This window comes from Campylobacter concisus (genome assembly GCF_002913715.1).
Lineage (GTDB): Bacteria > Campylobacterota > Campylobacteria > Campylobacterales > Campylobacteraceae > Campylobacter_A > Campylobacter_A concisus_AG.
Genome location: NZ_PPCE01000004.1, coordinates 249,592 through 271,653 on the forward strand (window position 1 = coordinate 249,592; position 22,062 = coordinate 271,653).

The following is a 22,062-nucleotide window of genomic DNA, read 5'->3' on the forward strand; positions in this document are numbered from 1 at the left end:
TTGATAATTTAGATAAATTCTCCTTAAATATTGACTTTATTTAAAGAGAATTTGCCGACTTATTTTTTACCAAATTTAGCTAGCGCTCTTTGGTAGTCCTCTTCACTATCGATGCCGATACTTTGGCTCTCAACCTCTAGCATTGCTATCTTTTTACCATTTTCTAGGGCGCGCAGCTGCTCGAGTTTCTCGGTATTTTCAAGGCTTGAAGGCAAGAGTCCGCAAAACTCATTTAGGCTTTTTACGCTGTATCCGTAGATGCCAAGGTGCGCCTTGTAGCTTTTGCACTCGCTTCTATTAAATGGTATCCTTGATCTTGAAAAATAAAGCGCGTAGCCCTCAAAATCAGTCACCACTTTGACTAAATTTTTATCATCCGCAAACTCATCGTCCATCTTTTTATAGCAAGAAAACATAAAGGCTTTCCCCTTATTTTGCTCGCAAAAAGCCCTAAATTTAGCGATGTTTTCAGGCTCGATAAATGGCTCATCAGCCTGAACATTTATGATGATCTCACTCTCATTTAGCCCCAAAATTTGCGCCGCTTCGTTTATCCTATCAGTGCCACTTTGATGATCTTTACTAGTTAGTACCGCTTTTACGCCGTGAGCCTTGGCGATATCAAGCACGCTTGGCTCATCCACCGCAACCGCCACATCATCCACGCCGCTTACTCTAAGAGCTGTCGCCACAAACATCGGCACGCCGTTTATCTCTTTTAAAATTTTGTTGCTAAACCTTGTTGAGGCAAGGCGGGCTGGGATGATTATCATCGCTCGATCCATTCTAGGACGCACTTTTCGATCTCGTCCTCTTTTATGATATTTTTATGTAAAATTTTCGCACTAAATAGCGAGTTTATCGAGCTTGGCACGCTGTCATTTAAGATTTTAGCAGTCTTTGCGAGCGCATCTTTTTCATCTTTTGTATCTTTGATCTGGCACGCTTTGATCATGCTTGGCGTAAATTTCACCCAGTGCGCGGTCGATGTGATGACGTTTATGCGGCCAGCATCCACCATCTTAAAGCAAGTAGCCGTATGCGGATCGATCGCGTAGCCGTCCTTTGCGAGCTTTGCGATATATGCCTCGCACTCTTTATCTTCGCACCAGCTAGCCTCAAAGTCCTCTTGTAGCACTTCGAGCTCTTGTTTGCTAAGCTTATAAAATTTGTTTTTTGCGAGGCTTTGCATAAGCTCATTAGTTCTAACGCTGCCAAATTTATCAAATAGCAAGCGCTCGACGTTTGAGCTTATCAAAATGTCCATGGCTGGGCTTATCGTCTTAACCAGCTTTTTATCTCTGAGGTCGTAAACGCCGGTGGTGAAAAACTGCGTCAAGATGTTGTTTGCGTTTGAGGCGATCTTGATCTTGCCGATCTTTGCGCCCATTTTTTTAGCGTAATACGCCCCAAGAGCGTTGCCGAAATTTCCACTTGGCACGATAATGTCAAAGCTCTCGTTTGCCTTAAGCACCTTTTGCTTTAGTAAATTTGCGTAGGCGTAGGCGTGGTAGATGATCTGAAAGAGGATTCTGCCAAAATTTACCGAGTTTGCCGCGCTTAGTTTAAGGCGCTTTTTCTTAAGCTCAGCCTTAAATTTATCATTTGCAAGCAGCATCTTTAGCGCCCTTTGAGCGTCGTCAAAGTCGCCTTTTATGCCAAAAACCTTTAAATTTTCACCCTGCATGGTCTGCATTTGAAGCTTTTGAACCTCGCTCGTGCCACCGTCTGGATAAAGACAGACGACCTTGATGTTTTCGTCATTTGCAAAAGTCTGAAGTGTCGCAGGACCTGTGTCACCGCTAGTTGCGCACATGATAAGGTATCTTTCGCCCCTCTCTTTTGCTAGCTGGCTAAGCAACGAGCCAAAGGGCTGAAGCGCCATATCCTTAAATGCCCTAGTTGGGCCGTGATATAGCTCGTTTACGTATAAATTTTTATCTATTTTTTTAAAAATGACTGGATGCTTTGGATCGTCAAAACTCGCGTATCTCTTAACCGCCTTTTTGAAAAACGCCTCTGACACATCAAATTTAAATAGTGATATGATATAAAGTGCGAGCTTTTCGTAGCTTAGATTTGAGAGCTCTTGCCACTTTAATTTTGTTATTTTTGGAAGCTTTTTTGGTGCGTAAAGTCCGCCGTGAGCGGAGCTTGGGCTAAGCATGGCTGTGCTTAAATTTACATTTTTTACCTTTTCATCTTTTACGCTTCTAGTTGGTGTTAGTCTCATTTTTTACCTTTTTTGGTTGATTTTTTCATCCATTTTTCATATTTTTTAAAAACCTCTTTTGGCTTTAGAGATAGAATTTCTGGCGTTTCGTAGCTGTGGTGCTTTCTTATAAATTTAGCTACTTTTTTAAATTTCGCGTCCGTTTTTATGAGTAAAATTTGCTCTTTTTCACCAAAAAGCTTCTCTTGCCAAAGATAAATGCTTTTTGCGCTAAAGCTACTCACACAAGCTGCAAGGCTCTTTTTTACGAGCTTTTTACTTAGTTTTTTTGCCTCTTTTTTCTTTGCGACTGAGGTGATTAAAATTCTCATTTTGATCCAAATTTTCCTTTTAAAAAGTGGCTCATTATAACAAAATGGGCTTAAATTTGTCGCTCTAAAACCTTTTTAAAATCCTCGCTTAGCGTAACTTCAAGCGTGATAAGCGATACTGGCAAACCAAAATCTTTTGCCTTTACATAGTCCTTTTGCGTCATCAAAAGCGAGGTGGCACCGTAACTTTGCAAAATTTCACTTAGTTCATCTTTTGAAAAATCATAATGATCAGGAAAAAAGACGCAAGCTACACACTCATCAAAAAATGGCTTGAGGCGCTCTGGGTTTGCTATGGCAGTAACTAGTACCATTTTTTCACTTTTATTTAAAATTTCACTCTTTCTAAAATGAGTTTGCCCCTCGCTTGCGATAAAATCACCAAATTTATAAAAGCTAAATGGATATCTATAAGCTCCGCTTGGTAGGCAAAATTTTAGCTTTGGCTCTGGATTTGGACGCACCAAGATGTCAAATTTGGCTATATCGAATTTAGAAAATCCGTCATCCAGCAAGATATACTTTGCGCCTTGCTCTTTGGCATATTTTATAGCTACTTTCCTATCTTCGCTTACTATCACATTTGCGTTTTTAAGACTTTTGGCATATATCATCGCCTCATCGCCACTTGCTGCTACGTCAAGTAAAATTTCGCCATTTCGAGCGACAACTTGCATGCCTTTGCTTTTTCTTTTATAGCCTCTAAGAATGATAAAAGCACCTTCGAAATTTTTAGCAATTGCCACGCAAAGCGGGGTCTTACCACTTCCTCCAAGTGTCAAATTTCCCACGCTTATTACCTTTATGCCAAAGTCTATTTTTTTAGCAGTAAATTTCTTAAGAACAACAATAAGAAAATAGATAAAGCTTAGTGGCAAAAGTAAAAATGCTAGTAAAATTTGAAAGAAATTTGGGCGAAAGAAGTAGCCATTCGCCCAAGCATGCAAGAAAATATTTAATTTCTTAAACACGAGTTTTAGAAATTTCTTTTACTTTGTTGCAGATGTATTGCACCTCTTCGTCACTCAAACTATGATAAATAGGTAGTGACAACACTTGCTGATAATTTTTTAAAGCATTTGGAAAATCATTTACTTTAAGTGAGTATTTGTTTTTGTAATAGCTTAGTAAATGTATCGGTATGTAGTGCAATGATGTGTGAATGCCGTGCTCCAAAAGCTCTCTAGCAAAGCCATCTCGATTTTTATTTATCTTAATAATATACTGAGTATAAATGTGTTCACGTTTTTTGACAGGAATTGTTATATTGTGGCACTCGCCAATCTCTTTATCATAAATTTTTGCGATCTCTTGTCTTCTTTGTATGAGCTTATCTGTTCTTTCTAGCTGTGCAATAGAAAATGCTGCATTTATCGAGTTTATATCATACTTTAAGCCAATATCAACGACATCATAAATATAACTCAAGCTACCAAATTTATCAATGCCATTTACAAGAGCATAGTTGCGAAGTAGTTTTGCTCTTTTATAAATTTCCTCATCATTTGTCGTAAAAAATCCAACCGTTGATATAGGATTTTGTACACGCGAATGTGTCTGAAAGCATGACAAAAAAGAGTCTGAGCCAACTTTTTTGCCATTGTATGTTAGTCCCATACCACGATTTGCATCATCTAAAATTTTTACACCGTATTTCTCACAAACCGCCGTTATCTCATCCATCCTAGCACTTTGACCTGCGATATGAGAGATAAAAGCACATTTTAATTTTTTGTGATTTTGCTCTTTTAGCACTTTCTCAAGGGCGTCCGGGCAGATATTAAAATCTTCTTCATCAACATCCACAAAAATAGGTTCAGCATCAAAATGTCTAACAGCTTGTGCAATGCTAGGAAAGGCATTTATGGAGCAAATGACCTTATCTCCGCGTTTAGTGTCAAGCGCACTTAGTGCCAAGTGATGTGCGGCTGCGATATTATTTGTGGTAACTACAAATTTTGCACCAAAATACTCTTTTAACTTCTCTTCAAATCTAGCAACGATATTAGTAGTATTTTCAGAGTGCAAAGCCTCCTCAATAAGCTCACTTTCACGCTCAGTGATAGTTGGTCTATAAAACGGAATCTCTCTCATCTTTAATCCTTTAAATTTTCACTATCAACGGCATTTGTCGTTTAAACCTGTTTGAAACAACTCTATTTTCTATATCCGATACTGCTTTTAATCCGAACTTTTTGATGACTTGCTCCTTGTTATTTTCTAAATTTTCTAAAATCTCATCAATAACAGCATAACTGTAACCTATGTCGCCTTCGTCACTTTGTCCATCCCACAAATCAGCCGAAGGTGCTTTGTCAATAAAATTTTTATCAACCCCAAGATGTTTTGCAAATTCAAAAATTTCACTTTTGTAAAGCTCTCCGATAGGATTTATTGCACATGCTAAATCCCCAAATATCGTACCGTATCCAAGCATAAGCTCACTTTTGTTGCTTGTTCCGATAACTAGAGCGTTTATACTAGATGAATAATCATAAAGCAAGCTCATTCTAACTCTAGCTGCTAAATTCCCTTTTCTTAAATTGCTTAAATTTACATCTATCGTTTCGTAAAAGGCATTTAAAATGCCCTCTATGGATAAAACCTTATATTTTATGTTTAATTTTTCGCATAAATTTAAGGCATCGTCCATATTTTGTCTGTTTGATGATGCTGTTGGCATGATGAGTGCATGAGTTTCATTTGGTTTTGCTCTTGCACACAAAGTCGCTACTACAGCAGAATCAATACCTCCACTAACACCCAACAACAAATTTTTATCTTTAGTTTTATCTTTTAAGCTAAAAACTAAAGTTTCTTCGATCTTTTGATACTCCTTCATTCTTCCTTTGCCTAAATTTGCTTCCTTTTGCAAAAATTATACTAAGTGAATTTAAAATTTTTCTTTAAGTTTAAGTAAAAAGATATAAAATTTTAAGAAATAATAAATTTAAGGTAAAAAATGAGAGTAATACACAAAAGTTTTGGAGATTTTGACACTAATTGTTACATCGTTACAAAAAATAATTCATCTTTAGTGATAGATCCAGGAGACGGGGCAAAAGAATGGGTTTTGCAAAATGCTAAAAATTTAAAAGCTATTCTTTGCACTCACGGGCACTTTGATCATATTTTTGATGCTGGTAAATTAAAAGATGAGATAGAAATTCCAGTTTATATTAACAAATTTGATGCTTTCATGTGTGAGAGTGATATTTTTGGTTATATGAAGAGTACTTTTACTCCGGATGTTTTAATTGATAATGATGAGAATTTTAACATTGATGATTTTTGCATCAAATTTCATCATTTTCCAGGACATACACCAGGCTGCTCGATGATAGAGATAGATGACATGATGTTTAGTGGGGATTTTTTATTTAGAGGAAGCATAGGACGCTGGGATTTTCCTTTTTCAGATAAAAATGAAATGTTAAAAAGTCTAGGAAAATGTAAAAATTTAAAAGGTAACTTCACGCTTTATCCAGGGCACGGAGAAGTCAGTACACTAAAGACCGAGCAAAACAATATTGGTTATTGGATAGGTATAGTAAAAAATAGCTAAAAATTTCGGTGGTATTAATTTCAAGTTTCAAGCTTCTAAAGTACACTTAATCACTATTAAAAAATTTATATTTTTTATAAAACTAAGGATCGATCAAAAAAGATAGAGAAATTTTATATGGAGTATATTTTAAATTTTGAAAAGATCCGAGCGAAAGCTCGCTCGGATAAAGGTTTTAGAAGCTATATTTTGCTTCAAATCTTATACGATTTTGTTTGTAACTTTCGCTATCTTTTTTATCTTTAGCAGCTGCATACCAAGTTAGGAAATTAAGTTTTTTGCTATATTTGTAGCTAGCATCAAGAGACCATTCGCTTCTTTTTGCTCTCTCTTTGCCAAGATCCCAGCTATAGCCTTTACCTTGAGTATATCCAGCACCAAAGCCAAATTTATCTATGTCATATCCAGCATTAACAAACCAGTAGTCGTTATTACCCTTGATGTTATTGTAGTATTGTTTGCCACCACTCATTACACCATTTAAGATCTTAGTCGGGTTGATTAGCTGACCATTTGATTCAATTGAAACAAATGACCATTTATTGTTATCTTTATTTTTAGCATCAAAGTCTAAATAACCAGCATTAAGTTTAGCACCAAATAGTTTTGTGCCAGCTTGAACTGCCCAGAAATTTGCATCAGCTATATCTTTGTGATCTGAGTCGTTATGGACAAATTGACCTTTTAAGTTTAGGTTAACATCATCAGTTACATTAAAGCTTACACCAGCTTCAGTACCATAAAGTGTTGCTATCTCTTGAATATTTGCAATTGCAGCTTTAAATGATACTGGATCATAGCTACCAGCTGCACCTAAATAATAAAGGTTATCTGGAGCATCATTAAATTTATCTCCATCATTGCCAGCCACTATTCTGCCAACCAAAGGACCATCATTATCTTGATCACTTGCTAAAGCATCATAAGCAGCAGCAGTTAAAGTAAGACCAGGCACATCAGTACTTACTACTTTTAGACCGGTACCAGCTAACTCGCCATCATCATAGAAAGTTTTTATAAGTTGTTTACCAGCTGTAATGGTAGTATTAGCTACTTTGTAGCCTAGATACATTTCATATACTGTGAATGAACTAGTTGTATCTGTTTTATCTGTACCATTCCCAGTAGATGCTACTTGGTATTTATTGCTGAATTTTCGACCAACATTATCACCAGATCCATCAGTTGTTTCTGGAGCATATCTTAGTGTTAAAACGCCAAAGAAGTTATCATCAATTGCAGCTTTAAATGATGTTTGCATTCTAAATGCATGACTAACTGTATCGTTTGTAGCAACTTTTGTATCACGGTTATCATTTGTATAACGATATCTTGCAAATCCTGAAAGGTCTACATTTTTTATAGCTTCTTCAAGTGGAGTTGCACTTGCAACGCTTGAAAATGCACCTAAAGCAACCAAGACAGCTAAGCTAACTTTTGTAAGTTTCGTCTAAATCTTCTTTTGATAAAAGTTTTGAAATGGCATTATCACAGAAAATTAATTTTATTGCTTAATTTTCCTTAAAATTTTAAAAAATGTTACCAATTATTTACCAAAATAGGATAATGAGATAAAGATTGTCTTTTTAAAATTTCGTTTTATTTGGGATTAAAAATCAAAAATTTTTACTTACTTTTAGCTATTAGCCTTAGCTTCTTCTCGTTCTTTTTTCTGCCTTATAGCAGCTTCTTTTTGGATATTTTTTTGTTGAGCCAAGAAGATATGCTCTTCAAGTGTGACAAGTTGAAATACTCCTTCAAAAATTTTTATATCTTTAACGTATCCAAGCACTTTTACTTCTCTTTTTCTGCTCTCTTCAAACCTCGCTTGAGCGTCAAATTCCACTACATCACCAAGCTTTAGTGGCCCAAAGAAATTTATCCTAGCCCCGATACTAACGCAAAATTCTTCATTAATAGCTAAAAGGGCAGCATGATTTGCGCCCATAAAAATAAATCCGCTATGAATAAGCCCCTCAGTATCGCACACCATATCATCCGTAGTAAAAAATCTAGTCTTTGCGTGATTTTTTTCAAGTAAAAATGCCGTTCCACTAAAATTTAGCTTTGTAAGTGGAGCGGTTTTGATCTCATTTCTTAGTGGATTTTCATCTTCTGGTAAGATTATTTGCGATTCATCTTTTATATCATATATATTTTCTTCTGCCATTTTTATCCTTAAATTTTAACTCTAACATATGCTCTTTTTGGCGCTGGGTAGCCCTCGATGGTCTTTGTATTATCGTCTGGATCTAAGAAATTTCCAAGACTCTCACCATCTATCCACTTCGTTTTTCGCTGCTCATTTAGATCAGTCACCTTTGTTTCAAGTAAGGCAAAATCCCTAAACTTAGCTCTCTCGCACCAGTTTTGAAGTACCGAGAGTGTTGGCACAAAGTAGATATTTGGAATTTTTGAATACCTATCTTTCGGACTCAGCGCAAAGTCGCCATCCATATCTATATACATCGTGTCTAAAAATAGCTCGCCATCAGGGGTTAACGCGGTTTTTAGCTCTTTTAGCATCTTTATAGGATCGCTTCTATGATAGATGACACCAAGGCAAAAAATAGTGTCAAATTTTGCTGCGTATTCAGGCAAGCTCTCTACCCCAAGAAGCTCATAGTTGATATTTGAGCGGATAAATTTATTTAAAAAGGCAAACTGCAAATATGTATGCACACTAGGATCAAAGCCGGTTATGCTTTTTGGGCCGTACTCAAGCATCTTAAACATATAATATCCATTGTTGCAACCCACGTCAGCCACGCACTTGCCAGCTAAATTTAGATGTGGGGCGAGGATATTAAATTTGATAAAACTTTGCCACTCGCTATCTATATATATATCATCAATTTCAAATGGCCCTTTTCGCCATGGCTTTAGGCTAAGGGCGAGGTTGTAAATTTCATCTTTGCTCGCAGCGTTCAGCTCTTTAAATTTGACATTTACACTATCAGAGAGGCTAAATTCGCAATCAAAATTTGCTAAATTTTCTATCCTATTTAAAATTTGCTTTTGCTGCTCGTTAAATTTGCTAAGATCCACGCTATTTCCAGTCGACAATGTTGTGCGGACACTCTTTTTGGTAGGTGCCAGTCGCGTCATAATACTCTTTACAATCATTATAATATTGCGTCGAAACTCCGCGCTCATTCATATAAAGACAACCATTGCAAAATAGCGCTATAAAGCCTAAAAATATAATCTTTTTCATGTGGCGGATTTTATCATAAATAAAAATTTTATGCTAGAATAGCAGGCAGTTTTAGAGCCAAGTTTGGCTAATATTAAGCAAAAAAGGCATTTTATGCAAAGAAGAGATTTTTTTAAATTCAGTAGTTTTTTAGGTGCAGCGAGTCTGCTTCCAAGTGTAACTCTAGCTAGCGACGAGCCAGCAAACCCAGTGGTTAGAAATTTCGACGTAAATTTCAAACACCAGCTGCTCGAAAAAGGCAAAAGCTCAAGAATTTGGTTGCCCCTTCCACTAAGCACCACTTATCAGCAACTAACCCAAGACTACGTCATAAACACAACCGCTAAAAACGTCTATATTTCAGATACGCTAATACCTACAATGTATGCTGATTTTGAAGAAAATGAGCCAAGACCTATCTTAAATGTGCAGTTTAAAATCCAAACAACAGAGCGCAACACTGACTTTAGCAAGGTAAATTACGATCCAAACGAGAAGGTAGATCCTGCTGTTTTGGAGTTTTTAAAACCAACTTCACACATCCCAACTGACGGCGTCGTAAGAGCAAAAGCGCTAGAAATTATCGGCAATACTAAAGGCGATTTAGAGCGCGCAAAAGCGATCTACACGTGGGTTGCAAACACTATGCAGCGTGATAACAGCATCCTAGGATGTGGTACAGGCGACGTTAAAGCCATCCTAGAAAGTGGCAAATTAGTTGGCAAATGCACCGACATAAACTCAGTTTTTGTTGGACTTTGCAGATCAGTTGGCATCCCAGCAAGAGAAATTTTTGGTATCAGGGTTGGTCAGTCTAGATTTTCAGATCAGATGGGCAGCGCAAAAGATGGCGTAGCTAAAATTTCAGGCGGACAGCACTGCAGGGCTGAGTTTTACCTAAAAGGCTATGGTTGGATACCGGTTGATCCAGCGGATGTCACAAAGGTAAGACTAGGCGAGAAGCTAACAAATGACGACGCTAAGATCGTAGCTGTGAGAGATTACTGCTTTGGTAACTGGGAGATGTGCTGGATAGGCTTTAACTACGGCCGCGACTTTATCTTAAAACCAGAGCCTGAGCAAACTCCGCTAAATAACTTCGGTTACCCATACGCTGAAGTTGATGGCAACACACAAAACTACTATTCGCCAAAAGAATTTAGCTACGACTACGTCTCAACAGAGCTAAAATGAGAGCCTTTTGGCTGATACTAACATCCATAGGTAGTGCTATTGGCGCTACCTTGTGCTGTTTGCCAGCACTTCTTTTTCTGCTTTTTGGTACATCTTTTTCTTTTCTATCTTGGACACAAAATTTATACGAGTACCGCGTCCCTTTAAGCATCGTGGCCGTCATTTGCTTTGTGATTTCTGGCATTGCTATTTTTTACAAGCCAAAAAGCTGCAACTTAAGCTATAAAAAGAAAAAATGGATACTTATATATATACTTTTTGGAGTGATTTTGCTTTTACTCCTTACATACCCAGAGCTTTTAGGAGAAATTTATGCGTAAAATTTTAGTTTTAGCCCTTTTAGTGGCTGCAAGCTACGCTGATAAAAAGATAGAAATTTCAGTGCCTAGCATGCACTGCCCGCTTTGCACGGCGATTGTTAGAAAGGCTGCTCTTAGTGTTGATGGCGTAAAAAAGGCAGATGTATCGCTAAAAGAGCGAAAATCTGTCGTTATAGCAGATGATAAGGTCGATGAAAAAGAGCTTTTAAAAGCAGTAGATGCGACTGGCTATAAGGGCGAGATAAAATAAATTTATGGAGGCAGATATGTCAAATAGTGAAATTTTAAAGAAATTTGAGACACTTACTACGATACCGCACTGCAGTTATGAGACCGATAAGATGCGTGATTTTCTGGCTAGCTATGCAAAAGATAAGGGCTGTAAAGTTGTGGTCGATAGCTTTGGCAACATTCATGCGTTTAAAGGCAAGCCAAAAATTTGCTTGCAAAGTCACTACGATATGGTCTGCATGGGCGATGCTCCAAAGATCGAGATAGTTTATGGCGCTGATGGCTACATGAGGGCTAAAAAATCATCTTTAGGTGCCGATAACGGCATCGGCGTGGCTATCATGATGCAGATGATAAGCGAATTTGACGACATTGAGTGCCTCTTTACAAACAACGAAGAAGTCGGCATGATCGGAGCCACTGGCTTTAGTGGCGAGTTAAAAGCCGATAAGCTTTTAAATTTAGACAGCGAAGAAGACGACCGCGTCACTATCGGCTGTGCTGGCGGTGTAAATTTATTTGCCACTATCTCGCTTAATAGCAAAAAAACAAAAGAGAGCACGCTTTATGAAGTAAAAGTAAGTGGGCTTCCTGGCGGACACTCTGGTAATGAGATACATAAAAATATCCCAAATGCAATCAAGATTTTAGCGGCGTTTGTGACTAAAAATGGCTGTAAGCTTGTCAAATTTGAAGGTGGCGAGCGAAGCAACTCTATCCCAAATGGCGCAACCGCACTGGTTCTAAGCGATAAAGAGCTAAAGAGCGAGTGTGAGAATTTAAGCGTGAAAAAGCTTGGCACGGGAGATGAAATTTTAGAAAATGGCGAGAAAATTTTAGCTCTTATTAACTCATTTTCACAAGGCGTAAGAGCCTATAACTGCGAGCTAGGCATACCACAAGATAGCGTAAACCTCTCACTTGTAAAGATCAAAGATGATGACACACTTGAAGTGGAGTTTTTTGCTAGATCAATGAGCAAAGACGGGCTAAACAGGATGGAATTTGAAATTTCTGAGCTTGCAAAAGCACTTGGCTTTAGCGTCATTGCAAAAGATAGAAATCCTGCTTGGAAGCCTATAAATGATAAATTTGCAAACGACATCCTAGAAGAGCTAAAAATTTATAAGCCAAATGCAAGGATAACAGCCGTTCACGCTGGTTTAGAGTGCGGCGTACTTTTAGAGAAAAAAGTGGGTCTTAGCGCTTGCTCAATAGGACCAAACATCCACTCACCTCACTCAACAAGAGAATGCTGCGAAGTTGAATCTGCACTTTTTATAGAAAAAGTCGTTCGCGGTATCATTAAAAAATATAACTCATAAAAAATAAAATTTGCTAGAAATTTCTAGCAAATTTTGATTCTGTGTTTTTATAGATTTAGAATTGACTCTCAAGAACGAGTAAATTTATATTATTTTCCAAACTCATAAACAATCTTGCCACTTTTTATCGTGGTAGTCGCTGCGCCTTTTAGCTTTTTACCAAAGAGTGGGGAATTTATAGATTTTGAGCGGTTTATCTTCTCATCATAAATGTACTCGATCTCAGGGTCTATCACCGCGATGTCAGCTAGCATACCCTCGGCAAGTCTGCCTTTATCTTTTAAATTTAGCATCTTAGCCGCATTTGTCGATGTTAGCTCCACCATGCGCTCTAAGCTTATAACGCCCTCATTTACGAGCTTAAGAGTAAGTGGCACAAGGGTTTGAAGCCCGATGATACCAAATGGCGCCTTGTCAAATTCTACTATCTTTTCGTCTGTGTGATGTGGGGCATGATCGGTGGCGATAACGTCTATAAGTCCGCTTTTTAGCGCCTCTCTTACTGCTTTTACGTCGCTTATCTCACGAAGTGGCGGTGACATTTTAAAATTTGTATCATAGGCATTTTTCAAAATTTCATCGTCGCTAAAGCTAAAGTGATGTGGTGTGGCCTCACAAGTGATATTTATGCCCTCTTTTTTGCCCATTTCGATGATCTTTAGCGAATACTCCGAGCTTACGTGAGCGATGTGGATGTGCGCTTTAGTGAGCTTTGCAAGTAGCATATCACGGCTCACTGCGATCTCCTCTTTCTCTCTCGCCATGCCGCGAAGTCCAAGTATGGCTGAGACCTTACCCTCGTGCATGACGCCCTGCCTGCAAAGCGAGCAGTCCTCTGAGTGGCTTATGCAAAAGCTACCAAACATGCTTGAGTACTCAAGTGCCGCTCTCATCACGCTTGAGCTAGTCACTGGTAGGCCGTCATCACTAAATGCAACTGCTCCAGCCTCTATAAGATCGCCCATTTCAACGATCTCGTTGCCGCCGAGTCCTTTGCTGATGGCTGCGATTGGCAAAAGATCGATTAGTCCGCAGTTTTTGGCCTTTTCTATCATCGCTCTTGTAATCGACGCGTTATCATTTACTGGATTTGTGTTAGCCATGCAAAGGCAGGTTGTCACTCCTCCAGCCACCGCTGCCTGCGAGCCTGAGATGATGTCGTCTTTATACTCTTGACCAGGATCGCGAAAGTGCACGTGCATATCGATAAGTCCTGGCATGACAAGCTTATTTGTAGCGTCTATGACCTTATCAGCCTCAAATTTCTCACTTCCGATTTTGGCTATTTTGCCGTTTTCTATTAGGATATTTGCCTTAAATTTCTCGTCGCTATTTAGGATAGTGCCGTTAATTATTGCTATTTTCATCGTTAGCCCCTATTTTTTGCAAGCGTATTTAGTATCGCCATTCTTATAGCAACGCCATTTTCTACTTGATTTAGTATGACTGAGTGCGTACCATCAGCCACGTCTGAGTTTAGCTCTACGCCCCTATTTATCGGTCCTGGGTGCAGTACGATAGCATCAGGTTTGGCTAGCTTTATCCTATTTTTATTTAATCCAAAGAATTTTGAGTACTCCCTCGAGCTTGGAAACGCCACGTCAGCACCGCCACGCTCTAGCTGGATGCGAAGCATGATGATAACGTCGCTGCCCTCGCAAGCCTCTTCCATATTTTTGCAAATTTGAGACTCAAAGACCTCAGCATCTTTTGGCATCATCATCCTTGGTGCAAAGAGCTTTAAATTTATGCCAAATTTCTTCATCGCCCAGATGTCTGACCTTGCCACGCGGCTTCTAGCGATGTCGCCGATGATCGCCACGTTTAAATTTTTATCCAAAATTTTGCCATGCTCTCTTAGCGTGAAAAGATCAAGCAGAGCTTGGCTTGGGTGCTCATTTGTACCGTCCCCTGCATTTACGACGCTAGCCTCTGTTCTATCCGCTGCAAATTTCGCCGCTCCAGAGCTTGGATGACGAAGCACGATGATGTCAGTTCTCATCGCAGCCATGTTATTCATCGTGTCATTTAGGCTCTCGCCCTTTGTCACACTAGAGCTTGATGAGCTGAAATTTATCGTATCAGCCCCAAGTCTCTTTGCTGCGATCTCAAAGGATGTCCTTGTTCTTGTCGAGTTTTCATAAAATGCGTTGATCGTGGTCTTTCCACGAAGATAGTCATTTTTTTTCACTTGGCTTAAATTTAGCTCCTTAAACTCTTTCGCCGCCTCTAAAAAATATAAAATTTCTTCTTTGCTAAGCTCTCTAGTTCCTATCAAATCTTTATGTTTGTAGCCCATTTTAAGCCTCTTAAATTTATTTTGTCACAAAGTCGCAAGCTGGTTGGTAGCCGTTATCACAAGCTTTTTTAAATAAAGCCTTTGCTTTTTCTTCGTTTTTTGCTTCGTTTGCGTCTTTATCTTTTACAAGGCCATAAGCGATCATTTCGCCTAGTTTTTCGCACGCCATGCCCTCATTTTCGTCACACATTTTTGTAAAAATTTTCTCAGCTTGAACTCTATCTTTTGCTACACCGTCGCCGTTAAATAGCATGATCGCATTCATCGTGCAAGCTTTTTTCTCGCCCTCTCCACAAGCCTTATTAAAATAAAGATAAGCTTCATTGAAATTTTTCTTTGCATAAAGCTCGTTTGCTTTGTCTAAATTTTCATTTGCCATAGCATTTAACGCAAAAACTGCTGCCACTAAAACTAAAATTTTCTTCATTTTCTTTCCTTATTTAAATAATTTTGAATGATGTTTTTTCATATATTCAACTATCTCTATGACCTCGTCGCTTCCGCTAGCGTCAGAATTTTCTAACGCATCATCGATGCACTCGACATAAAGATTTGCCGCCTCTTCAAGCTTGTCTTTTTTCACTCCAGCATAGTAAAACATCGCCTCAAGCACCATACTAAGCTCGTAGCTAAGTTCTTCTACGCTTACCTCTTCTTCTTTCATATATCCTCCTGTGTTTTTTTGGTTATTAGATCGATTATCTGGGCTTTAATCGGCTCGTAGCTAAAGCCATCTTTGAAATTTGCAAATAGTCCGCCGCTTGCATTGACGTGTCCGCCGCCGCCAACTAGGTGTTTTGCCATGGCGCTAACGTCAAGCTTGCCATTTGCACGAAAGCTTAGCGTTTTTTTATTTGTCACGTCGATAAAGAAGTCAAATTCAGGATTTGCCACCAAAAAGTCGTTGCCGATAACAGAAACGTTGCCGACATTGTAGGTTAAAATTCCTTTATGATCTTTATAAGTGATGCTAAATTTCTCTTTATTTTCACTAAGTTTTTTTACGACGTAGTTTGAGATTAGATTGCTTAGCGTATCGTCTTTATCCTCTTTGAAAAATGACTTTTTAATAGCATGCACCTGCATATCAAGGCCTATGTAGTCGTTTTTCTCGTTAAAAAATTTGCTCGCTTCTTTTAAAAGATGATCCATATAGAGGTTGTTTTCAGCTTCAAACATCACCTTATTTATCTCTTTAGCATTTGCCACAAGCCCCAAGCAGACCTTGCCCATCTCGAAATTTTTATCATCTTTTAGCCAGATATCCACGGCATTTACGACATCACTAAAAATTTCAAGCTCTTTGTTTTTGCCAAAAATGCCCGCAAAAAAGTCGTAAGTGATCTTTGTGGCGCACCTTGAACTATCTAAAAAATACCAAGGATAGCCGCTCGCGCACTCGGCACCGCTTTGGTGATGATCTAGCAAAAATAGCTTTATATTTTTACCATCTATCATCTCCTCAAAGCTCTCACACTGAGCTAAACTTAAATTTAGATCGGTGATTAAAATGACGTTTTTATCATCGTTTGAGGCATCTATCTCAGATAGAATTTGAGCAAATTTATCATCTATCTCTCTGCCGTAGTTTGAGTTTAGAAATTTCACATCTTTGAAGTAAAAATTTGTTATGTATTGCGCGCCGTATCCGTCAAGATCGGTGTGTGAGAGGTGATAAATTTTCATCTTTTTCCTTTATAAATTTTCTATTTCTATGACGCCAACTGTTTCAAATGGCGTATTTGCCGAGATCTCAGCAAAGCTTAGTACCACTATATCGATGGCGAAATTTACGCAGATATTTGCTATAAATTTGCGCAAGCTTGGCTCCACGCAAAGCACCATTTCTCCGTGCTGGCTCATCGGTCGCTTCTCTTTTTCACGCCTTAGCGCCTGCACGATAGATGATGTCTGCGCCACGTTTATCATCAGGTGATAGGCGCCGTCTTTATACTGCACCGCGTCCATTAGCTTTTGCTGTGCGGCGGTGTCTAGGATGTAGAAATTTAGCTGTCCCTTTTCATCTACATAAAGCGAGGTGATGACGCGTGAAAGCGCTGCACGCACGTGCTCGATGATCATGTCTAAATTTTTACTAACCTCTGCGATGTCGCTGATGGCTTCAAGTATGCTAAGTAGGTCTTTGATCGGGATATTGTCTTTAAGCAGTGTTTTTAAGACCTTTTGGATCAAATTTATAGGTGCGATCCTTAACGTATCCTCGACCACGACTGGGTAGTCGATCTTTAGTTTGTCTAGTAAATTTTGCGTCTCTTGGCGAGTTAAAAGCTCGGCTGCATTTTGCTTGATAAGCTCGCTCATGTGCGTTGAGATGACGCTTGCAGGATCAACTATCGTATATCCGCTAAGTATGGCGTCCTCTTTGACGCTAGCATCGATCCAAAGAGCGTCTAGCCCAAAAGCTGGCTCTTTTGTCGGAATACCTTCGATATCTTCGCTCACTAGTCCGCTATCCATCGCTAGAAATTTATCCGCATAAATTTCACCCTGACCAATGATGATACCTTTTAGCTTGAAGCGGTACTCGTTTGGTGGTAGCTGAAGGTTGTCGCGGATCCTTATCTTTGGCATCAAAAAGCCAAGACTTGAAGCGATGTTTCGCCTCATGGCGCGAATCCTCTCAATGAGATCCACATCAGCTAGCTTTAGCAGACCATATCCTAGGTCAAGCTCTAAAATTTCAAGCTTTAAGATGTCGTTTATCTTAGTCTCTTCTTCTCTTGCGATCTCTTCGTCGCTCTTCTTTGGCACCTTAGTAGTGGCGCCACTAGCAGCTGCTCCTGCTCCGCTTTGCATAGCGGCTCCAGCTTTTTTAGAAGCTGTTTTATCTTTTGGTGCAAGGCTTAAATTTAGCCCACCATCTTTGGTCTGCTTGATGATGTAGCCAAGCCCTAGAAATAACACTGCGATAAAGCCAAGAGAAAGAGTCGGAAGTCCAGGGACAAGGGCAAACATAAATAGTATGAAGCCCACTATCAGCAAGGTTTTATAATCCCCTAATAGCTGATTTAACGTACCTTCTGCAAAGTCCTCATCGTCCTTGCTAGCCCTTGTAATGATGATGGCAGTCGCTGTTGATGTGATAAGCCCTGGGATCTGGCTCACAAGTCCATCGCCGATGGTTAGAATCGTATAATACTGAGCCGATGTCGCCATATCAAGGCCGTGCTGAAACGAGCCGATAGCAAAGCCACCGATGATATTAATGATAGTGATGATGATGCCAGCGACGGCATCACCTTTTATAAATTTAGACGAACCATCCATCGCGCCATAAAAATTTGCTTCGCCGATGATGGCTTGACGTCTTTCGCGCGCTGTTTTTTCGTCAATCAGGCCTGCATTTAGGTCCGCATCTATCGCCATTTGCTTACCTGGCATCGCATCAAGTGTAAAACGCGCTTGCACTTCACTTACACGGGTTGAGCCCTTTGTTACGACCATAAAATTTATGAGAACCAAGATACAAAAGACGATGGTGCCGATGACAAAGTTGCCGCCAACTACGAAATTTCCAAAACTTGAGATGATCTCGCTGACCGCTTCTGGGCCATTGTGACCTTCGCTTAAGATCATACGCGTGGTTGCGATGTTTAGCGAGAGGCGAAAAAGCGTAACAATAAGGATCAGTGTCGGAAATGTACTAAGATCGGTTGGTTTTGGCACATAAATCGAAATTAAGATTATAAGCACAGAAATAGAAATAGAAAGTGCCAGGAAAAAGTCAAGCACCGCGCTTGGAAGCGGTACGATAATGATAGCAAGGATGGCAACAATGATACCAACGATGCTAAGACTTTTAAACTTAACAATTGGCGCAAGAAACGGCGCAACAAGAGTTAAGATATTATTTTTTTGCTTTGCCAACTTTACTTCTTAACGATATCACTTAGTTTTATCGCATCAAGCATCTCGTCGATCTTGCTTTGAAGGCCGCTAAACATCGACCAAATTTGACAGCTTGAGGCTTTATTTGATGGGCAGCCATCTGCAGAAGATGAGCACTCAAAGACGTTAAGTTCACGTTTTTCAGCGCACTCTATTATCTTTTTTATGCTTAAATTTTCAGGTTCGTTATTTAGCGCGAAACCGCCATTTGCCCCTTTAAACGACTTTAAAATTCCATCTTTTGCAAGATTTTGTAAAATTTTGGCTAAAAAGCTTTTTGAAATTTTAAGTTCATTTGAGATCGTATCAACATCAACTGGAGATGATTTTTGAGATATTAAAATAAGTGAAAGTAGAGCGTATTCGCTTGCCTTTGTAAAAAGCATTTATATTCCTTAACTCTTTAAATAGCCCTAATTTTATTAAATTTTTACTGCATTTTTCATTAATTTTTAAAAAGCGTAGTTTTATCTAACTTTATGTTTTAAATGCTATAATCGCTCTTCCAAAATTCACCAATCAGGAGGTCATTATGGCTTTGGATTCGGCTAAAAAAGCTCAAATAGTTGCGAAATTCGCTAGAAAAGAGGGAGATACAGGCTCTCCAGAAGTTCAAATAGCTCTTTTAACAGCTAGAATAACTGAACTTACAGAACACCTTAAAATTTTCAAAAAAGACTTTTCATCACGTTTAGGTCTTTTGAAACTAGTTGGTCAAAGAAAAAGACTTTTAAAGTATCTTAAAAATAAAGACTACACTACATATTCAAAACTAATCTCCGAGCTTGGCTTAAGAGATAAATAATTCATCGGAGAGCGATCTGCTCTCCTTGCTAAATTTCATTTATATATTTTTTATTCACAAATTTACAGCTCAATTTTAAAAATTTCCATCTTTAGTATTAATTTATCTGTTCATAATATGACTAACCTTTTTAAATAAAGTAAAATTAGAATTAATTTATTCATTTTATATAAAAAGCTAAATCTATATATCTTTATTTCTTTTATAATAAATTTATCAATTTTAAATAAATTTTAAAATCCCTAAATAATTGACTTTAATAGAATTAAATTAATTTTAACTTAAATTAAAAATTTATTTTTATAGGTAAAGAATTTTTATTAAAGATTAAGAATTCGACTAGTAATATTATCCATATAAAAATATGCATATATTGCATAGCAAAGGAGAAAATGATGAAAGAAGGCAAAGTCATCTGTCCTTATTGCGGGACAGGCTGTCAAGTAACCTTGCACGTGGAAAACAACGTCGTTCGTGCCGCCACTGGCGTCGAAGACAATCCAGTCAATCAAGGAAATTTATGTTTAAAAGGCTTTTATGGCTGGGACTACGTTGCAAGTCCGGACAGACTTACAAAACCGCTTATTAGAAAGAAAAATGGTGTCTTTTCAAAGGATGGTGAATTTGAAGAGGCTAGCTGGGACGAGGCACTTGACCTTGTCGTAGAAAAGATGAAAGAGGCAAAAGAGAAATACGGCCCTGACTCACTAGCAGGTAACTTCTCAGCACGCTGTACATTAGAGGACAACTACGTCGCTCAAAAGCTAATGCGTGCAGTCATAGGTACAAACAACGTCGATCACTGCGCTAGAATTTGACACGCTCCGACAGTAGCAGGACTTGCTAAAACAATCGGAAACGGAGCTGCCACAAATAGCTTTACAGAGATTGGCACTTATAGTAACTGTATATTAATGATAGGCTCAAACCCAGAAAATGGTCACCCAATAGCAGCTATGCACATCCAAAGAGCACTAAACCGCGGTGCAAAGCTAATCGTCATTGACCCTATCAAGACTGAGTTTGCAAGCAGAGCCGACATCCACTTACAACTAGAGCCTGAGCACAACATCCCAGTTATAAACGCGCTTCTTTACACTATCATCGAAGAAGGCCTTGTAAATGAAGAATTTGTAAGAGATCACACAATCGGCATTGAGTACGTCAAAGAGGCTGTAAAAGACTATGCTCCAGAGGTCGTGGCTAAATATACAAGGCTAAATCCAGAGGATATCAGAGCGGCTGCTAGAATGTACGCTACCACAAAGCCAGCTGTCATCACTCACGGTATGGGCGTAACTCACTTTAACCACGGCGTTGGCGGAGTTTGCGATGTGTCAAATTTATTCTTGATCACCGGCAACATCTGTGAGCTTGGTACAGGCGACTTACCACTAAGAGGTCAAGAGAACGTTCAAGGTTGCTGTGATATGGGCGTTTTACCAAATATTTTCCCAAATCTTGGCTCAGTAACTGATCCAGAGCAAAGAGCTTGGTTTGAAAAAATGTGGCACCTAGAACCTGGATTTTTGAGCTCAAAAATAGGCGTTCACAAAACCGAAGTGCCTGATGCGATACTTGATGGCAAAGTGCATTTCTTCTGGACTATCGGCGAAAATCCGGTCATCTCTGAGCCAAATACAAACCACTTCTTAAAAGGTATCGCTCATGTTGATTTCTACGTCGTACAAGATCTATTCTTAACCGAGACTTCACTAAAAGCTGACGTCATACTTCCTGGTGTTGCAAGTAGCGAGAAAGAAGGACTTTATACAAACGCAGAGCGCCGCGTACAACACAATGAAGCAGTCATCACACCTCCAGGAGATGCTAGACAAGACTGGTGGATCGTTTGCGAGATCGCACGCCGTTTAGGTGCAACAGAGGGCTTTAACTTCAACTCACCAGAAGAAATTTGGGAAGAAGTTAGAAAATGCGACCCAAGACGATATGGCGGTATGAGTTATTACCGTATCAAAAAGTATCACGGACTTCACTGGCCATGTCCAAACGAAGATGATATGGGCGGTCAGAGCCTCTATCTTGATAAGAAATTTTTCACACCTGATGGCAAGGGTCGTTTTGTGCCATGCCTCTTTGTGGATAAGGCCGATAAGATCGAGAGCGCAAAACTTGAGTTTGCTAAGAAGATGAATATGTCGCCTGAGTATCCTATCATGGCTGGCTCAGTCGATGAAAAGACTGACGATGAGTATCCGATACAGCTTCTAACCACTAGAAAAGTCTATCAATACACCGTTGGCACTATGACAAGACGCTCACGAGCGATCGAAGAGGGTGGAGATAGTATCGGACCTATCGCCGAGATGAATCCAGCACTTGCAGCAAGATATGGCTTAAAACAAGGCGACTTCATCAAAGCATGGAGTAGATACGGCTATATCGTCGTAAAAGCTGAAGTAACAGACATCGTGCCTGATGGCATCATTCAGATGACTTTCCACTACTGGGAGAGCTCTTGCAATGAGCTAACAAGCAGTGGCTGGGACTACATCAGTAAGACTCCGACATTTAAAGCAGCTATTCAGATCAAAAAGATCGATGAAGAAGAATTTTTACGAGTTCGCGAACTAAAACGCATAAAATTCCAAACTTCAAAGATCATCTACGATGACTTCCACCACCACGGAAACGCAGCTATAAATGAGTAAAT

23 protein-coding genes and 1 pseudogene are annotated in these 22,062 nt (G+C 39.1%); 7 read left to right on the forward strand and 17 right to left on the reverse strand.

Going from position 1 to position 22,062, the window contains the following annotated elements; all coding sequences use genetic code 11:
* Positions 1 to 59: 59 nt before the first annotated feature.
* The 6 genes from kdsB to CYO92_RS02330 are packed head-to-tail and all read right to left on the reverse strand — an operon-like array spanning position 60 to position 5,386.
* Entirely contained in the window at positions 60 to 773 is a 714-nt protein-coding gene (gene kdsB, locus CYO92_RS02305; protein ID WP_103589552.1) for a 3-deoxy-manno-octulosonate cytidylyltransferase, read from the reverse strand.
* Positions 770 to 2,233, reverse strand: a complete 1,464-nt coding sequence (thrC, locus tag CYO92_RS02310) for a threonine synthase (RefSeq protein ID WP_103589553.1) — start codon at positions 2,231 to 2,233, stop codon at positions 770 to 772. Before thrC ends, kdsB begins: the two co-directional genes overlap by 4 nt.
* Positions 2,230 to 2,544: a divalent cation tolerance protein CutA gene (cutA, locus tag CYO92_RS09635; protein WP_103589554.1), complete on the reverse strand. Its 315-nt coding sequence runs from the start codon at positions 2,542 to 2,544 to the stop codon at positions 2,230 to 2,232. Before cutA ends, thrC begins: the two co-directional genes overlap by 4 nt.
* A 50-nt stretch (positions 2,545 to 2,594) precedes the next feature.
* Positions 2,595 to 3,515 (reverse strand): tetraacyldisaccharide 4'-kinase, encoded by a 921-nt coding sequence (locus tag CYO92_RS02320; protein WP_103589555.1) that lies wholly within the window; start codon positions 3,513 to 3,515, stop codon positions 2,595 to 2,597.
* Positions 3,508 to 4,638: a DegT/DnrJ/EryC1/StrS family aminotransferase gene (locus CYO92_RS02325; RefSeq protein ID WP_103589556.1), complete on the reverse strand. Its 1,131-nt coding sequence runs from the start codon at positions 4,636 to 4,638 to the stop codon at positions 3,508 to 3,510. The genes CYO92_RS02320 and CYO92_RS02325 overlap by 8 nt, the downstream gene beginning before the upstream one ends.
* A gap of 10 nt (positions 4,639 to 4,648) precedes the next feature.
* Entirely contained in the window at positions 4,649 to 5,386 is a 738-nt protein-coding gene (locus tag CYO92_RS02330; RefSeq protein WP_103589557.1) for an NAD+ synthase, read from the reverse strand.
* Between the two features lie 120 nt (positions 5,387 to 5,506).
* Between CYO92_RS02330 and CYO92_RS02335 the strand changes: the two genes are divergently transcribed.
* On the forward strand, positions 5,507 to 6,109 hold the full coding sequence (locus tag CYO92_RS02335; protein ID WP_103589558.1) for an MBL fold metallo-hydrolase: 603 nt from the start codon (positions 5,507 to 5,509) through the stop codon (positions 6,107 to 6,109).
* Between the two features lie 175 nt (positions 6,110 to 6,284).
* Here CYO92_RS02335 and CYO92_RS02340 read toward each other — a convergent pair.
* The 4 genes and pseudogenes from CYO92_RS02340 to CYO92_RS09305 form a co-directional block, all read right to left on the reverse strand.
* A pseudogene (locus CYO92_RS02340) lies at positions 6,285 to 7,556 on the reverse strand (major outer membrane protein); the annotation flags it as partial.
* A gap of 189 nt (positions 7,557 to 7,745) precedes the next feature.
* A complete protein-coding gene (locus tag CYO92_RS02345; protein ID WP_103589560.1) occupies positions 7,746 to 8,279 on the reverse strand; it encodes a thioesterase in 534 nt (177 codons plus the stop codon).
* Between the two features lie 8 nt (positions 8,280 to 8,287).
* Positions 8,288 to 9,157 carry a tRNA 5-methoxyuridine(34)/uridine 5-oxyacetic acid(34) synthase CmoB gene (gene cmoB, locus CYO92_RS02350; RefSeq protein WP_258030554.1) on the reverse strand — a complete coding sequence of 290 codons (870 nt, stop codon included), beginning with the start codon at positions 9,155 to 9,157 and terminating at the stop codon, positions 8,288 to 8,290.
* Between the two features lies 1 nt (position 9,158).
* Positions 9,159 to 9,326 (reverse strand): hypothetical protein, encoded by a 168-nt coding sequence (locus CYO92_RS09305; RefSeq protein ID WP_002942642.1) that lies wholly within the window; start codon positions 9,324 to 9,326, stop codon positions 9,159 to 9,161.
* Between the two features lie 93 nt (positions 9,327 to 9,419).
* Here CYO92_RS09305 and CYO92_RS02355 point away from each other — a divergent pair, with 93 nt between their 5' ends.
* From CYO92_RS02355 to CYO92_RS02370, 4 genes are read left to right on the forward strand one after another with little or no spacing between them, the layout of a single operon-like run.
* Positions 9,420 to 10,499, forward strand: coding sequence for a transglutaminase-like domain-containing protein (locus tag CYO92_RS02355; protein WP_103589562.1), 1,080 nt, complete (start codon positions 9,420 to 9,422; stop codon positions 10,497 to 10,499).
* Complete coding sequence (locus tag CYO92_RS02360) at positions 10,496 to 10,819, forward strand: aryl sulfotransferase (protein ID WP_103589563.1); 324 nt, start codon at positions 10,496 to 10,498, stop codon at positions 10,817 to 10,819. The genes CYO92_RS02355 and CYO92_RS02360 overlap by 4 nt, the downstream gene beginning before the upstream one ends.
* On the forward strand, positions 10,812 to 11,069 hold the full coding sequence (locus tag CYO92_RS02365) for a heavy-metal-associated domain-containing protein (RefSeq protein WP_103589564.1): 258 nt from the start codon (positions 10,812 to 10,814) through the stop codon (positions 11,067 to 11,069). The genes CYO92_RS02360 and CYO92_RS02365 overlap by 8 nt, the downstream gene beginning before the upstream one ends.
* 16 nt (positions 11,070 to 11,085) lie before the next feature.
* A complete protein-coding gene (locus tag CYO92_RS02370) occupies positions 11,086 to 12,375 on the forward strand; it encodes a M28 family peptidase (protein ID WP_103589565.1) in 1,290 nt (429 codons plus the stop codon).
* Between the two features lie 89 nt (positions 12,376 to 12,464).
* Here the strand turns inward: CYO92_RS02370 and CYO92_RS02375 are convergent, their stop codons facing one another.
* The 7 genes from CYO92_RS02375 to CYO92_RS02405 are packed head-to-tail and all read right to left on the reverse strand — an operon-like array spanning position 12,465 to position 18,969.
* Positions 12,465 to 13,742 (reverse strand): dihydroorotase, encoded by a 1,278-nt coding sequence (locus tag CYO92_RS02375; RefSeq protein ID WP_103589566.1) that lies wholly within the window; start codon positions 13,740 to 13,742, stop codon positions 12,465 to 12,467.
* A 2-nt stretch (positions 13,743 to 13,744) separates the two neighbouring features.
* Complete coding sequence (locus CYO92_RS02380) at positions 13,745 to 14,674, reverse strand: aspartate carbamoyltransferase catalytic subunit (protein ID WP_002942659.1); 930 nt, start codon at positions 14,672 to 14,674, stop codon at positions 13,745 to 13,747.
* A 16-nt stretch (positions 14,675 to 14,690) separates the two neighbouring features.
* Positions 14,691 to 15,101 carry a tetratricopeptide repeat protein gene (locus CYO92_RS02385; protein ID WP_085658258.1) on the reverse strand — a complete coding sequence of 137 codons (411 nt, stop codon included), beginning with the start codon at positions 15,099 to 15,101 and terminating at the stop codon, positions 14,691 to 14,693.
* A 9-nt stretch (positions 15,102 to 15,110) separates the two neighbouring features.
* Complete coding sequence (locus tag CYO92_RS02390; protein ID WP_021089755.1) at positions 15,111 to 15,338, reverse strand: hypothetical protein; 228 nt, start codon at positions 15,336 to 15,338, stop codon at positions 15,111 to 15,113.
* Entirely contained in the window at positions 15,335 to 16,360 is a 1,026-nt protein-coding gene (locus CYO92_RS02395; protein ID WP_103589567.1) for a DHH family phosphoesterase, read from the reverse strand. Before CYO92_RS02395 ends, CYO92_RS02390 begins: the two co-directional genes overlap by 4 nt.
* A gap of 9 nt (positions 16,361 to 16,369) precedes the next feature.
* The gene (gene flhA, locus CYO92_RS02400; RefSeq protein WP_103589568.1) at positions 16,370 to 18,562 is read right to left on the reverse strand and encodes a flagellar biosynthesis protein FlhA; all 2,193 of its coding nucleotides are present in this window, start codon (positions 18,560 to 18,562) and stop codon (positions 16,370 to 16,372) included.
* A 2-nt stretch (positions 18,563 to 18,564) separates the two neighbouring features.
* The gene (locus CYO92_RS02405) at positions 18,565 to 18,969 is read right to left on the reverse strand and encodes an RrF2 family transcriptional regulator (protein ID WP_054196916.1); all 405 of its coding nucleotides are present in this window, start codon (positions 18,967 to 18,969) and stop codon (positions 18,565 to 18,567) included.
* 146 nt (positions 18,970 to 19,115) lie between these two features.
* On the opposite strand from CYO92_RS02405, the gene rpsO reads away from it, so the two are divergent.
* Both rpsO and CYO92_RS09600 read left to right on the forward strand, forming a co-directional pair.
* The gene (rpsO, locus tag CYO92_RS02410; RefSeq protein WP_004317763.1) at positions 19,116 to 19,388 is read left to right on the forward strand and encodes a 30S ribosomal protein S15; all 273 of its coding nucleotides are present in this window, start codon (positions 19,116 to 19,118) and stop codon (positions 19,386 to 19,388) included.
* A gap of 392 nt (positions 19,389 to 19,780) precedes the next feature.
* Positions 19,781 to 22,060, forward strand: a complete 2,280-nt coding sequence (locus CYO92_RS09600; protein WP_343218559.1) for a molybdopterin oxidoreductase family protein — start codon at positions 19,781 to 19,783, stop codon at positions 22,058 to 22,060.
* Positions 22,061 to 22,062 lie beyond the last annotated feature (2 nt).